Below are 13,170 nucleotides of genomic sequence, written 5' to 3'. Positions count from 1 at the left end.
CGCGTCACTCCTCTTCCTCTTCGGCGTGCGGCGTGGAGAGACTGCGCCACAGCAGCACCGGGATAATCAGCGTGAACACGATCACTTCCTTGTACGAACTGGCCCAGAACGACGAGTACGACTCCAGCAGGCCCACGAGCACGGATCCGGCTGCGGCCAGCGGATAACTCACTAGCCCGCCGATGATCGCACCCACAAAACCCTTCAAGCCGATCAGGAAACCCGAGTCGTAATAGATCGTCGTAAGCGGCGCGACCAGCACGCCGCACAGCGCGCCCAGCCCCGCCGCGAGCGTGAACGCGAGCCGCCCGGCCTGCGTCGTGCCGATGCCGACGAGCCGCGCGCCCAGCCGGTTCACCGAAGTCGCGCGCAGCGCCTTGCCCGAAATCGTGCGGTCGAAATAGACGTACAGCGCAACGATCAACACGATCGCCGTACCGATGACCCAGAGACTCTGCCCCGAGATCGACAGCGCGCCGATGTTGAAGCTGGCGTCCGAGAACGCGGTCGTGCGTGAACCTTCCGCGCCAAACATCACAAGCCCGAGACCGACCATCGCGAAATGCACCGCCACCGCCACGATCAGCAGCAGCAGCGTGGTTGCCTCGGCGATCGGCTCATAGGCGAGCCGGTAGATGAACGGCCCCATCGGCACGACGATGGCGAGCGTGAGCGCGATCTGCGCGAGCATCGGCAATGGCTGCCCGGCCACGCCGCGCGTGAGCGCGTAGAGCGCGATGGGAAAGAGCAGATACTTGCCCGCGAGCGACACCAGCGTGCGCGCAGCATGGCGGCGCCGCTCGGCATGACGCACGAGAGCGGCCGTCTCGACGACGAAGCACGCAGCACCCAGCGCGACGAGCAGCCAGCAGGTGGCGGGAAACTTCTGCGATTGCAGCGCGGCGAGCGTCAAAGCGCCATACGAAACAAATTCGCCCTGCGGAATGAAGATCACGCGCGTGACCGAGAACACCAGCACCAGGGCGAGCGCGAGCAGCGCGTAGATTGCTCCGGTGGTGATGCCGTCCTGCGCGAGGATCGCGGCGATCGATAAATCCATAACCCCTCTTTCCTGAAACACGTGAAACCGGCAACGTCAGGACGACGTTGGGAGCGATGCGGGAAGTTGCAGCACGGCGGGAATGCGCGCGGCGCAGCCAACCGGGCTGCGCCGCTTCAGCGATATGACAACGGGGGATTGCGCAGCGCGGCTTAATCGCCCTGCAGTTTCCACTTGCCGCCCACGACTTCCACGATCACGCGCGCGCGGTCGTCGAGGCCGTTGTGATCGGTCGGCGTGGTGTTCATGATGCCGTGCGAGACCGGCAGATCCTTGATGCTTTCGAGCGCGTCGCGCAGCGCCACACGGAACGCTTCGGTGCCCGGTTGCGCCGTCTTGAGCGCGGCGGGAATCGCACGCTGGAGCATCTGGCCCGCGTCCCAGGCGTGGCCGCCGAAGGTCGCGACCGTGCCCGCGCCATAGGCCTTCTCGTAGGCCGCCTTATAGGCGAGCGCCGACTTCTTCACCGGGTTCGAATCGGGCAGTTGGTCGGCGACGAGAATCGGGCCGGCGGGCAGCAGTTCGCCCTCGCAGTCCTTGCCGCACACCCGCAGGAAATCGTTGTTGGCGACGCCGTGCGTCTGATAGATCTTGCCCTTGTAGCCGCGATCCTTGAGCGTGGTCGCGGGCAGCGCCGAAGGCGTGCCGGAACCGGCGATCAGCACCGCGTCCGGGTTCGCCGACATCAGCTTGAGCGCCTGCCCCGTCACCGACGAATCCGTGCGGTTATAGCGCTCGTTCGCGACGATCTTCAGATTGTGCTTCGTCGCCGCTGCGGTGAATTCCCTGAGCCAGCTATCGCCATAGGCATCCGTGAAACCGATGAAGCCCACGGTCTTCACGCCGTGCTTCTCCATGTAGCCCGCGATGGCGTCAGCCATCAGGCTGTCGTTCTGCGGCGGCTTGAACGCCCATTTACGCTTGTCGTCCACCGGCTGCACGATCGCGGCCGACGCGGCGAGCGAGATCATCGGCGTCTTGCCCTGCGCGACGACATCGAGCATCGCCAGCGAGTTCGGCGTGACCGACGACCCGATGATCGCATCGACGTGATCCTCGTCGATCAGCTTGTGGGTGTTCTGCACGGCCTTGCTGGTGTCCGACGCGTCGTCGAGCACGATGTACTGCACGCTCTTGCCGCCGATCTCCTTGGGCAGCAGCGCGATCGTGTTCTTCTCCGGAATGCCGAGCGACGCCGCCGGCCCCGTCGCCGAAAGCGTCACGCCGATCTTCACCTGCGCCGCAGCCACGCCTGCCACGCTCATCAATGCCGCTGCGAGCGAGGCATTGAGCACGCTCAGGGACAACTGCTTCGACCACTTCTTCATCGCCAACTTCGTTTTCATTGCGCGTCTCCAAACGCTTCGTCTGCGTGCCGATTTGTTGTGCCGACGTCGTGCCGCGATGTGTCGCAACGTGCTCGCCGCCGCGTCGGCCTTTGAGTGTAGTAACGGGAAACGCGCGTGTGATGCATGGTTTTCCCTGCCTGCGGCACCGCACAAGCCGCCGCGCGATCCGCTCGCGATGCTGCTGCCCGACTGCTTCGACTGCTGCCCTACTGCCCTGCTCTGCCTGGCGCGCCGCTCGATGCATCGTTGCGACAGCAACAAAAAAGGCACGTCCCAGGGAGCGTGCCTTTGTATGTCGAGTGCGATGCGTGTGCGTTCCTCGTGAAACTCAATCGCCAGCCAGCTTCCACTTGCCGCCGACGATCTGCACCATCACGCGCGCCCGCTGATCGAGGCCCGCATGATCGGTCGCGCTCATATTGAAGATGCCGTGCGCGCCGGCCACATCATGCGTGGCTTCGAGCGCCTTGCGCAGCGCCTCGCGAAATGCCTGGGTGCCCGGTTGCCCGGCCTTGAGCGCAACGGGAATCGCATGCTGGAGCAACAGGCCCGCATCCCACGCATGGCCGCCAAAGGTGGAGATGGAGCCGGCGCCATACGCCTTCTCATAGGTGGCCTTGTAGGCAAGCGCCGATTGCTTCACGGGATTCGAGTCGGGCAATTGATCGGCGACGAGCAGCGGCCCGGCGGGCAGATACGTGCCCTCGCAATCCTTGCCGCACACGCGCAGGAAATCGTTGTTGGCGACGCCGTGGGTCTGATAGTACTTGCCGGCGTAGCCGCGCTCCTTGAGCGTCTTTTGAGGCAGCGCGGCGGGCGTGCCGGCGCCCGCGATCAACACGGCGTCCGGATGCTGCGAGATCATCTTGAGCACCTGGCCCGTGACCGACGCGTCGTTACGCGCGAAGCGCTCGTTGGCGACGACCTTGATGCCCTGGTTCGCCGCGGCCGCGCTGAACGCCTTGTACCAGCTCTCGCCGTAGGCATCCGCGAAACCGATGAAGGCCACCGTCTTCACGCCATGCGCGGCCATGTGCCGCGCGATCGCGCCCGCCATCAACTGATCGTTCTGCGGCGTCTTGAAGACCCATGCGCGCTTTGCATCCATCGGCTCGACGATCGAGGCGGCGGCGGCCATCGAAATCATCGGCGTGGAGGTTTCTGCGGCGACGTCGATCATCGCCAGCGAATTCGGCACGACGGTCGAGCCCAACAGCGCGTCCACGTGATCTTCGCTCGTGAGCTTGCGCGCGTTCTTCACGGCCTGGGTGGAATCGGTGGCGTCGTCGAGGACGAGGTAATCGACCTTCTGCCCCGCAATTTCCTTCGGCAGCAGCGCGACCGTGTTCTTTTCCGGAATGCCCAGCGAAGCCGCGGGGCCAGTGGCGGACAGCGTCACGCCAATCTTCACGTCTGCGTGCGCCACGCCTGCCGTTGCGGCAAGCATCCCCGTCGCGGCACAGGCCGCGCTCATCCAACGCCAAACCGACTGCATCTCCACTCCTTCGATCATCGTTTTCTTTATGGCGCCGGAAAACGCAGCGCTTTCCGGGTTCGAATCAGGCAGGGTTCGCGCACCGATGCGCCAATCAGCGCAGGTCGATAATGCTGACCGCCTGGTCGGCGAATGGCGAGTGTAACGGAGCGATGTTTCGCGCGGCAAGCGCTTTCCAGCGGCTTACAGCGTGGATGCAACGGCGGGTAAATACGGGGTTGGCTCAAGGCCGGCGAGGTGGGTAATTCACGCGCCGCGACGCAATATCCGTCGAGCGAAAGACGCGGGAATACCGATGGATAACGATGATTGGCGAATGCCAGCAGAACAACGAAAGGGGGAAAGCGGAGGAGGGAAAGACGAGAATGGAAAACGAGGCGTGTTTTAGCGACATTGGCCAAAGCACAATATTAAAAGCGCAGTTGGATTCTCATCCAACTGCGCTTCCTTGTCCGGGCACTTTGTGCCTCAGTTGTCTCCTCGTTCTCCACCTGCAAATTTGGTGCATCAGAACTAGGTGAAACTTTAACTTTCACACCCCTGGCGGGCAACTAGCATTTACCCTAGTGGTGCAGGGCGGCACCGAAATGGGGCGCACTGACACGGATTTGACGCATTCCGCCTGCGCATCCGGGCAACGTGTGGGTCGCACACGAAGGCGCTTATTCTCACGCGAATTTCCACGTGAAGCAAGCCAGAATCAAAGCTCGAATCAGACCCAAATCAGGCACAGATCAGGCACGGAGAGGCCGTACTCGCGCCACGATCTCGCCGACGATGCCGCGCCGGAACGCCAGCACGCAGGCGATAAAAATCAGCCCCGTGACGATGGTTGCGGACTCACCCAACGAGCGGAACCACTCCACCCCCGTTACCGACGCAAGCGCGCTGCCGATATCGCCCAGCCGGTCCTCTAGCGCGACGATCAGCGCCGCGCCCAGCAGCGGCCCGAACAGCGTGCCCATGCCGCCCACGAGCGTCATCAGGATCACGAGGCCGGACATGGTCCAGTAGGCGTCGCCGAGCGTCTCGAAGCCCAGCACCAGCACCTTGAGCGACCCGGCCAGCCCCGCAAGCCCAGCCGAAAGCACGAAGGCGAGCAGCTTGAAGCGGTCGGTGTCGTAGCCAAGAGAAATCGCGCGCGGCTCGTTCTCCTTGATCGCCACCAGCACCTGGCCGAACGGCGAATGCACGATGCGCACGATCAGCGCGAACGCCAGCACCATCACCACCAGCACGACGTAGTAGAGCGACAGATCCGGATCGAGCGAGAAAAAGCCGAACAGCTTGCCTCGCGGCACGGCTTGCAGACCGTCCTCGCCGTGCGTGAACGGCGCCTGCAGGAAAACGAAGTACACCATCTGCGCAAGCGCGAGCGTGACCATCGCGAAGTAAATGCCCTGACGCCGGATCGCGAAAATGCCCACGACCACGCCAAGCAGCGTCGCCACCACCGTGCCGGCCAGCACGCCCAGTTCGGGCGTGAAACCGAGCGACTGGATCGCGTAGCCGGTGGTGTAGCCCGCGCTCGCGAGGAACATCGCGTGACCGAACGACAGCAGCCCCGTATAACCGATCAGCAGATTGAACGCGGCGGCAAACAGCGCGAAGCACAGCGCCTTCATCACGAAGAGCGGATAGCCGCCCGCATAAGGCGCCACGATCAGCGCGACCAGCAGCAGCGCATAAAGCACTTTTCTTTGCATCATCGTTCCTTGCCGAAGAGGCCAGCGGGGCGAATCAGCAGCACGATCGCCATGATGACGAACACCACGGTCGCCGACGCCTCCGGCCAGAACACGCGCGTGAAGCCCTCGATCACGCCGAGCAGCAGCCCCGTGAGGATCGAACCCATGATCGAGCCCATGCCGCCGATCACGACCACGGCGAACACCGTGATGATCATCGGCTGGCCCATCAGCGGCGAAACCTGGATCACGGGCGCGGCCAGCACGCCCGCAAACGCCGCGAGCGCCACGCCGAAGCCATAGGTCAGCGTGACCATGAGCGGCACGTTGATGCCGAACGCCTCGACGAGCTTGGGGTTTTCGGTGCCCGCGCGCAGATACGCGCCCAGCCGCGTTTTCTCGATCACGAACCATGTCGCGAAGCACACAGCCAGCGACGCCACCACGACCCACGCGCGATAGTTGGGCAGATACATGAAGCCCAGGTTGGTTGCGCCCGCAAGCGCATCGGGCACGTCATAGGGCTGCCCCGACGCGCCGTAGATCGAGCGGAATACCCCTTCCACCACGAGCGTCAAGCCGAAAGTCAGCAGGAGTCCGTACAAATGATCGAGCCGATACAGCCAGCGCAGCATCGACCGCTCGATCAACATGCCGAACAGCCCCACCACGACCGGCGCGATGACGATCATCGCCCAGTACGGCAGGTTGAAATACGCGAGACCCATCCAGGTGAGCATCGCGCCCAGCATGAACAACGCGCCGTGCGCGAAGTTGATCACGTTGAGCATACCGAAGATCACCGCAAGCCCCAGGCTCAGGATCGCGTAGAACGAACCGTTCACGAGCCCGAGCAGCAACTGGCTGAGCAAGGCCGGCAGCGGAATGCCAAAAATCATCATGAAAGCCGCCTATAACGGCACGATTAGCGGAATACAACCTGTACGCGTTCACAACGCCACGCGGCGCACCCAGGCGCCGCGCGCGTTCTCACCAGGCCAGCGTTGCGCTTACTTCCACAGCGCGCATTTCGAGTCCGCCTTCGTCGTGTAGGCCTGCTCGCCGGGAATCGTCTGCACCACCTTGTAGTAGTCCCACTGGCGCTTCGACTCCGAGGGCTTCTTCACTTCGACCAGATACATGTCGTGGATCAGCACGCCGTCCTGGCGGATATAGCCGCCCTTCGTGTAGAAGTCGTCGATCTTGGTCTTCTTGAGCTGCGCCATGACCTTGTCGGCGTCGGTCGTGCCGGCCGCCTGCACCGCCTTCAGGTAATTGGTCACCGCCGAATAATCGGCCGCCTGGAGTTCGGACGGCATCTTCTTCGTCTGGTCGTAATAGCGCTGCGCCCACTTGCGCGTGGCGTCGTTCTGATCCCAGTACCAGCCGGTCGTCAGCACGAGGCCCTGGGTCGTCTCCAGCCCGAGGCTGTTCACGTCGGGCAGGAACATCAGCAGCGCCGCGGTCTTCATCGTCTTGTTGATGCCGAATTCCTTGGCGGCCTTGATCGCGTTGACGGTGTCGCCGCCCGCGTTCGCGAGGCCCAGGATCTGCGCCTTCGAGGCCTGCGCCTGCAACAGGAACGACGAGAAGTCCGATGCCGAGAGCGGATGGCGCACTTCGCCGAGCACCTGGCCGCCGTTGGCCTTCACCACGTCCGCCGTGTTCTTTTCGAGCGACTTGCCGAACGCGTAGTCGGCGGTCAGGAAGAACCACGTCTTGCCGCCCTGCTTGAGCACGGCGAGGCCCGTGCCCTTGGCGAGCGCGACCGTGTCGTAGCCGTAGTGGACCGTGTACGGCGTGCACTGCTCGTTGGTCAGTGCATCGCTGCCCGCGCCCGTGTTGAAATAGACGCGCTTTTTCTCCAGCGCGACCTGATTCATCGACAGCGCCGTCGCCGAATTCGTGCCGCCGAGCAGCATGTCGAGGCCGTCGCGGTCCATCCATTCGCGCGCCTTCGACGCGGCGATATCGGCCTTGTTCTGGTGATCGGCGTACATGATCTCGATCGGCTTGCCGAGCACCTTGCCGCCGAAGTCCGCGATCGCCATCTTGATCGCCGTGAGACCGCCCTGGCCATCATCGTCCGCGTAAAGCCCCGACATATCCGTGATGAAGCCGATCTTCACCGCGTCGTTCGCGGCCTGCGCATTCCCCGCGCAAAGCGCCGTAGCTGCCGCCGTGGCGGCAACATAAGCCGCGAGCCGCGCGAACGTGGTTTTCTTCATTGCTGTCTCCTTCACTGGTTACGTTGTTATGCAGCGTTGTTATTCAGGCGAGGCAAAACAGATCAGCGCGCAGGGCTACGCCGCGCACGCGTGATGCGGATACGGAAACTAGACCCCCAGCAAATCGTGCAGCACCGGCATCTTCCCTTCGAGTTCGGCGATGCCGAAGCGCTCGACGATGCGTCCGTGCTCCATCACATAAAAACGGTCGGCGAGCGGCGCCGCGAAACGGAAGTTCTGCTCGACCATCACGATCGTGTAGCCGCGCGACTTGAGCGTGACGATCATGCGCGCGAGCGTCTGCACGATGACGGGCGCCAGGCCCTCGGAAATCTCGTCGAGCAGCAGCAGATTCGCGCCCGTGCGCAGGATGCGCGCGACAGCCAGCATCTGCTGTTCGCCGCCGGACAGACGCGTGCCCTGGCTGTGACGCCGCTCGGTAAGATTGGGGAACATCGAATAGATCTCGTCGAGCGACATGCCCTTCGCGCCGCTTTTTGTCCCTATCTCAGGCGGCAGCAGCAGATTCTCTTCGCACGACAGGCTCGCGAAAATGCCGCGCTCCTCCGGGCAATAGCCCACGCCGCAATGCGCGATGCGATAGGTCGGCATGTGGATCGTTTCGCGCGCACCGATGCGGATCGACCCGGTGCGCCGGCCCGTGAGGCCCATGATCGCGCGCAGCGTGGTCGTGCGGCCCGCGCCGTTGCGCCCGAGTAGCGTGACGACCTCGCCGCGCTTAACGGTCAAATCGACGCCGTGCAGGATGTGCGATTCGCCGTACCACGCCTGCAGGCCCGCGATCTCCAGCGCGCTTTCGCCCTCCCCGGCTGCGGCGTCGTGCTCGCCGCGCTGTTCGCCATGTTGTTCGGCCACCGTGCTCATGCGTGCGCCCCCGCGAGCGCCGCATCGGCGCTGCCCATATAGGCTTCGGCGACGAGCGGATTCTTCGAGACTTCGGCGTAACTGCCTTCGGCCAGCACCTCGCCGCGTTGCAGGACCGTGATGGTGTCGGAGATGCCCGCGATCACGTTCATGTTGTGCTCGACCATCAGGATCGTGCGTCCGCTCGACACTTTCTTGATGAGCGCCGTCACGCGGTCAACGTCCTCGTGGCCCATGCCCTGGGTCGGTTCGTCGAGCAGCATCAGCTCCGGCTCCATCGCGAGCGTGGTGGCGATTTCGAGCGCGCGCTTGCGTCCGTAGGCCAGCTCGACGGTGGGCACATCGGCGAAATCCGTGAGGCCCACTTGCGTGAGCAGATCCATCGCGCGGTCGTTGAGTTCGGCCAGCGTGCGCTCGCTTTTCCAGAAGTGATACGCCGTGCCCAGTTGCCGTTGCAGACCGATGCGTACGTTCTGCAACGCAGTGAGATGCGGAAACACGGCGGAAATCTGGAACGAGCGGATGATGCCGCGCCGCGCGATCTGCGCGGGCCGCTCGCTGGTGATGTCGATACCGTTGAAGACGATGCGCCCCGCGCTCGGCACGAGGAATTTAGTCAGGAGGTTGAAGCAAGTGGTCTTGCCCGCGCCATTCGGTCCGATGAGCGCGTGGATCGAACCGCGGCACACGCGCAGGTTCACGCCGTTCACGGCCGTGAAGCCCTTGAACTGTTTCGTGAGGCCGCGTGTCTCCAGAATCGTGTCGCCGAGAATCATGTTCCCTTCCACGCGAAGTAAAGGCTGATGCTTCGACTGGCTTCGATGGGTTCGTGCAGGAATACGCACGACGATGCATGACACGCCATGTTCCGGCGCATGCCTCCCCCGCTTTTGTCATTCCGCGCCATTGTCTCCCCATTGATGCAGCGCAATCATTGGGATTTGCACTTACGGGTGAGCGGCAGAGAGCATGGAATTCGGCACGCTAATTTAAGCGACGATAGGCGCGCGATAGCAGCAAGATAGGTGCAAGTTAAATACATTGCATCTGCACCATCGACGTGCAAAATCACACGCGCCGCTGGCACGGCGCGTGTCCTGGATAGTGGTCCGAAACACCGGCTTTGCTGCGCGCCGATTACCTTTACAGATCCTGCCGCGCGCAGTTAAGCAGTCGCTTCACCCCACGGGTGCTGGCGCCACCGCCTCTGCACGCACCGACGTGGCCGTCCCCGCGCGCCGATCCTCGCGCATCATCTGCGCGGCGCGTTCGGCGATCATCAACGTCGGCGAATTCGTATTGCCCGACGTGATGAACGGCATCACCGACGCATCCACCACGCGCAGCCCCTCGACGCCGCGCACGCGCAGGCGCGCATCGACCACGGCATCGGCGTCGTCGGCGCGGCCCATGCGGCAGGTGCCCACCGGATGAAAGATCGTCGTGCCGATATTGCCCGCCGCCTCGCGCAACTCGCTCTCGCTCTGGAACGCCAGCCCCGGCAGGATCTCGTGCGGCTGATAGCGCGCAAGCGCCGCCGACGCCGCAATGCGGCGCGTCAGACGCAGCGCGTTGGCGGCCACGCGCAGATCGTGTTCAGTCGAGAGATAGTTCGGCGCGATCGCAGGTGCGTCCTCGGCGCGCGCGGAGACCGCGTGAATGCTGCCGCGCGAAGTCGGCCGCAGATTGCACACCGACGCCGTGAACGCATTGAAGCGATGCAGCGGTTCGCCGAAGCGATCGAGAGAAAGCGGCTGAACGTGGTACTGCAAATCGGGACGCGTGAGGTCCGGATCGCTCGCATCCGACTTCGCGAACGCACCGAGTTGCGAGGGCGCCATCGACATCGGCCCGCTTTGCATCAGCGCATATTCCATGCCGATCAACAGCTTGCCCCACCAGTGCGCCGACGCCGTGTTGAGCGTGCGCACGCCGTTCACGCGAAACGCCATGCGCAGTTGCAGATGGTCCTGCAGGTTCTCGCCCACGCCGCGCAGATCCTGCACGACATCCACGCCGATCCGCGCCAGCCGCGCAGCATCGCCAATGCCCGAGCGCTCCAGCAGTTGCGGCGAGTTCACCGCGCCCGCGCTCAGGATCACCTCGCAACGCGCGCGGGCACGATAGGGAACGTCGCCACGATAATCCACGCCCACGCAGCGCTTGCCCTCGAAGATCACGCGCTCGGTGAGCGCGCCGGTGACGACGGTGAGATTGGGCCGCTTCATCGCCGCGCGCAGGAACGCCTTCGACGCATTCCAGCGCACGCCGCGCTTCTGGTTCACGTCGAAGTAACCCACGCCTTCGTTATTGCCGCGATTGAAGTCACTGGTCGCGGGAATGCCCTGCTCCTGCGCCGCCTGCGCGAACGTTTCCAGAATCGTCCATTTGAGGCGCTGCTTCTCCACGCGCCATTCGCCGCCTGCGCCGTGAAATTCGTTCGCGCCGCCGTGGTGGTCCTCGCTGCGTTTGAAGACCGGCAGCACCGAATCCCACGACCAGCCCGAATCCCCAGTGACGCGCGCCCAGTTGTCGTAGTCCTCGCGCTGGCCGCGCATATAGATCATGCCGTTGATCGACGACGATCCGCCGAGCACGCGCCCGCGCGGATACGCCAGCGAGCGCCCGTTGAGGCCTTTTTCGGCGGCGGTCTTGTAGAGCCAGTCCGTGCGCGGGTTGCCGATGCAGTGGAGATAGCCGACCGGAATGTGAATCCAGTGATAGTCGTCCTTGCCGCCCGCCTCGATGAGCAACACGGTGACGTCCGGGTCCTGCGTGAGGCGGTTGGCGAGCACGCAGCCCGCCGTGCCCGCGCCGACGATCACATAATCGAATTCGCCCTCAATGCGGCGGCCGGCTTCAGCGCCAGAAGTTGCAGACATGATCGATCGCCTCGCTTACTTCGCCACCGGCATGGTGAATTCGGCGCCCTTGGCGATGCTGTCCGGCCAGCGCTGCATGATGCTCTTGTAGCGCGTGTAGAAGCGCACGCCCTCTTCGCCATAAGCGTGATGATCGCCGAACAGCGAGCGCTTCCAGCCGCCGAACGAATGCCACGCCATCGGCACCGGAATCGGCACGTTGATGCCGACCATGCCCACCTTGATCTGCCGGGAAAACGCGCGCGCCACGCCGCCATCGGACGTGAAACACGACACGCCATTGGCGAACTCGTGCGCGTTGATGAGATCGACCGCGCTCGCGAAATCCGGCACGCGCACCACCGACAGCACCGGCCCGAAAATCTCCTCGCGATAGATCGACATATCGGTCTTCACGTCGTCGAACAGCGTGCCGCCGAGGAAGAAGCCGTTTTCCCGCCCCGCGACCGTGTGGCCGCGCCCGTCCACCACGAGTTTCGCCCCGGCGCTCACGCCCGCGTCGATATAGCCTTGCACCTTCGCGCGATGCGCCGCCGTCACGAGCGGCCCCATCTCCGAGGCCTCGTTCATGCCGTCGCCGATATTGAGCGCTTTCACGCGCGGCGTGAGGCGCTGGATCAGTTCGTCGGCGATATGGCCCACGGCCACCGCCACCGAGATCGCCATGCAGCGCTCGCCCGCCGATCCATACGCCGCGCCAATCAGCGCATCGACGGCCTGGTCGAGATCGGCGTCGGGCATCACGACGAGATGATTCTTCGCGCCGCCGAGCGCCTGCACGCGCTTGCCGCGTTTCGTACCTTCCGTGTAGATGTATTCCGCGATCGGCGTGGAGCCGACGAACGACAGCGCGGCGATGTCCGGATGCGCGAGCAGCGCGTCCACCGCCACCTTGTCGCCGTGCACGACGTTGAACACGCCATCGGGCAAACCGGCTTCCTTGAGCAGTTCCGCGAGCCGCAGCGAGGCCGACGGATCGCGCTCGGATGGCTTCAACACGAAGGTGTTGCCGCACGCGAGCGCGACCGGGAACATCCAGCACGGCACCATCATCGGAAAGTTGAACGGCGTCACGCCCGCGACGACGCCAAGCGGCTGCCGCAGATTCCAGTTGTCGATGCCGCCGCCGATCTGATCGGTGAAATCGGTCTTGAGCAGATTGGGAATGCCGCACGCGAATTCGACGATCTCGATGCCGCGCATCACCTCGCCTTTTGCGTCGGAGAAGACCTTGCCGTGCTCGCGCGTGACGAGCGCGGCCAGTTCGTCGTGATGGCGGTCGAGCAGTTCCTTGAACTTGAAGAGGACGCGTGCGCGCTTGATTGGCGGCGTCTCGCTCCAGGCCGGGAAAGCGGCCTGCGCGGCGGCGACGGCCGCATCGACCTCGGCCACGCTCGCGAGCGGTACGCGTGCGCTCACTGCGCCGGTGGCGGGATTGAAAACGTCGGCATAACGGCCGCTGGTGGCGTCCAGCGCCTGGCCGTTGATGAAATGCGGAAGCTGCGCGACGGCGCGCTCGCTCGCCTCGCTACGATGTGTCTCGCTCATGTGTCCCTCTTCGATGGAGGTTTATCGTCCGGGTC

10 protein-coding genes are annotated in these 13,170 nt (G+C 64.1%); all 10 read right to left on the bottom strand.

Annotation, left to right across the window (positions count from 1 at the left end):
• Window positions 1–4 precede the first annotated feature (4 nt).
• The 10 genes from B0G62_RS18605 to B0G62_RS18560 all read right to left on the bottom strand — a co-directional run bounded on the left by B0G62_RS18605 (window position 5) and on the right by B0G62_RS18560 (window position 13,135).
• Complete coding sequence (locus B0G62_RS18605) at window positions 5–1,060, bottom strand: branched-chain amino acid ABC transporter permease (RefSeq protein ID WP_103705691.1); 1,056 nt, start codon at window positions 1,058–1,060, stop codon at window positions 5–7.
• Window positions 1,061–1,212: 152 nt separating this feature from the next.
• Entirely contained in the window at window positions 1,213–2,325 is a 1,113-nt protein-coding gene (locus tag B0G62_RS18600) for an ABC transporter substrate-binding protein (RefSeq protein WP_407671214.1), read from the bottom strand.
• 412 nt (window positions 2,326–2,737) lie between these two features.
• Complete coding sequence (locus B0G62_RS18595; protein ID WP_103705690.1) at window positions 2,738–3,904, bottom strand: ABC transporter substrate-binding protein; 1,167 nt, start codon at window positions 3,902–3,904, stop codon at window positions 2,738–2,740.
• A 734-nt stretch (window positions 3,905–4,638) separates the two neighbouring features.
• Window positions 4,639–5,610: a branched-chain amino acid ABC transporter permease gene (locus B0G62_RS18590; protein ID WP_167401309.1), complete on the bottom strand. Its 972-nt coding sequence runs from the start codon at window positions 5,608–5,610 to the stop codon at window positions 4,639–4,641.
• Window positions 5,610–6,494, bottom strand: a complete 885-nt coding sequence (locus tag B0G62_RS18585) for a branched-chain amino acid ABC transporter permease (protein ID WP_103705688.1) — start codon at window positions 6,492–6,494, stop codon at window positions 5,610–5,612. The genes B0G62_RS18590 and B0G62_RS18585 overlap by 1 nt, the downstream gene beginning before the upstream one ends.
• A 108-nt stretch (window positions 6,495–6,602) precedes the next feature.
• Window positions 6,603–7,820 carry an ABC transporter substrate-binding protein gene (locus tag B0G62_RS18580; RefSeq protein WP_103705687.1) on the bottom strand — a complete coding sequence of 406 codons (1,218 nt, stop codon included), beginning with the start codon at window positions 7,818–7,820 and terminating at the stop codon, window positions 6,603–6,605.
• A 108-nt stretch (window positions 7,821–7,928) separates the two neighbouring features.
• Window positions 7,929–8,705 carry an ABC transporter ATP-binding protein gene (locus tag B0G62_RS18575; RefSeq protein ID WP_103705686.1) on the bottom strand — a complete coding sequence of 259 codons (777 nt, stop codon included), beginning with the start codon at window positions 8,703–8,705 and terminating at the stop codon, window positions 7,929–7,931.
• Entirely contained in the window at window positions 8,702–9,481 is a 780-nt protein-coding gene (locus tag B0G62_RS18570) for an ABC transporter ATP-binding protein (protein WP_103705685.1), read from the bottom strand. Before B0G62_RS18570 ends, B0G62_RS18575 begins: the two co-directional genes overlap by 4 nt.
• Before the next feature lie 402 nt (window positions 9,482–9,883).
• The gene (locus B0G62_RS18565) at window positions 9,884–11,587 is read right to left on the bottom strand and encodes a GMC family oxidoreductase (RefSeq protein WP_103705684.1); all 1,704 of its coding nucleotides are present in this window, start codon (window positions 11,585–11,587) and stop codon (window positions 9,884–9,886) included.
• 15 nt (window positions 11,588–11,602) lie between these two features.
• Window positions 11,603–13,135, bottom strand: coding sequence for a CoA-acylating methylmalonate-semialdehyde dehydrogenase (locus B0G62_RS18560; RefSeq protein WP_103705683.1), 1,533 nt, complete (start codon window positions 13,133–13,135; stop codon window positions 11,603–11,605).
• Window positions 13,136–13,170: the final 35 nt, after the last annotated feature.

Origin of the sequence: Paraburkholderia eburnea, from assembly GCF_002917095.1 — a bacterium.
Taxonomy (GTDB): domain Bacteria; phylum Pseudomonadota; class Gammaproteobacteria; order Burkholderiales; family Burkholderiaceae; genus Paraburkholderia; species Paraburkholderia eburnea.
The sequence above is the reverse complement of the archived record's forward strand: the minus strand, read 5'-3'. Positions and strand labels throughout refer to the sequence as shown.

What these genes read in the sequence shown, in the direction of transcription:
- B0G62_RS18570 (WP_103705685.1), bottom strand. Translation starts at nt 9,481, where the DNA reads ATGATTCTCGGCGACACGATTCTGGAGACACGCGGCCTCACGAAACAG.
- B0G62_RS18580 (WP_103705687.1), bottom strand. Translation starts at nt 7,820, where the DNA reads ATGAAGAAAACCACGTTCGCGCGGCTCGCGGCTTATGTTGCCGCCACG.
- B0G62_RS18575 (WP_103705686.1), bottom strand. Translation starts at nt 8,705, where the DNA reads ATGAGCACGGTGGCCGAACAACATGGCGAACAGCGCGGCGAGCACGAC.
- B0G62_RS18600 (WP_407671214.1), bottom strand. Translation starts at nt 2,325, where the DNA reads ATGAGCGTGGCAGGCGTGGCTGCGGCGCAGGTGAAGATCGGCGTGACG.
- B0G62_RS18565 (WP_103705684.1), bottom strand. Translation starts at nt 11,587, where the DNA reads ATGTCTGCAACTTCTGGCGCTGAAGCCGGCCGCCGCATTGAGGGCGAA.
- B0G62_RS18560 (WP_103705683.1), bottom strand. Translation starts at nt 13,135, where the DNA reads ATGAGCGAGACACATCGTAGCGAGGCGAGCGAGCGCGCCGTCGCGCAG.
- B0G62_RS18595 (WP_103705690.1), bottom strand. Translation starts at nt 3,904, where the DNA reads ATGCAGTCGGTTTGGCGTTGGATGAGCGCGGCCTGTGCCGCGACGGGG.
- B0G62_RS18585 (WP_103705688.1), bottom strand. Translation starts at nt 6,494, where the DNA reads ATGATGATTTTTGGCATTCCGCTGCCGGCCTTGCTCAGCCAGTTGCTG.
- B0G62_RS18590 (WP_167401309.1), bottom strand. Translation starts at nt 5,610, where the DNA reads ATGCAAAGAAAAGTGCTTTATGCGCTGCTGCTGGTCGCGCTGATCGTG.
- B0G62_RS18605 (WP_103705691.1), bottom strand. Translation starts at nt 1,060, where the DNA reads ATGGATTTATCGATCGCCGCGATCCTCGCGCAGGACGGCATCACCACC.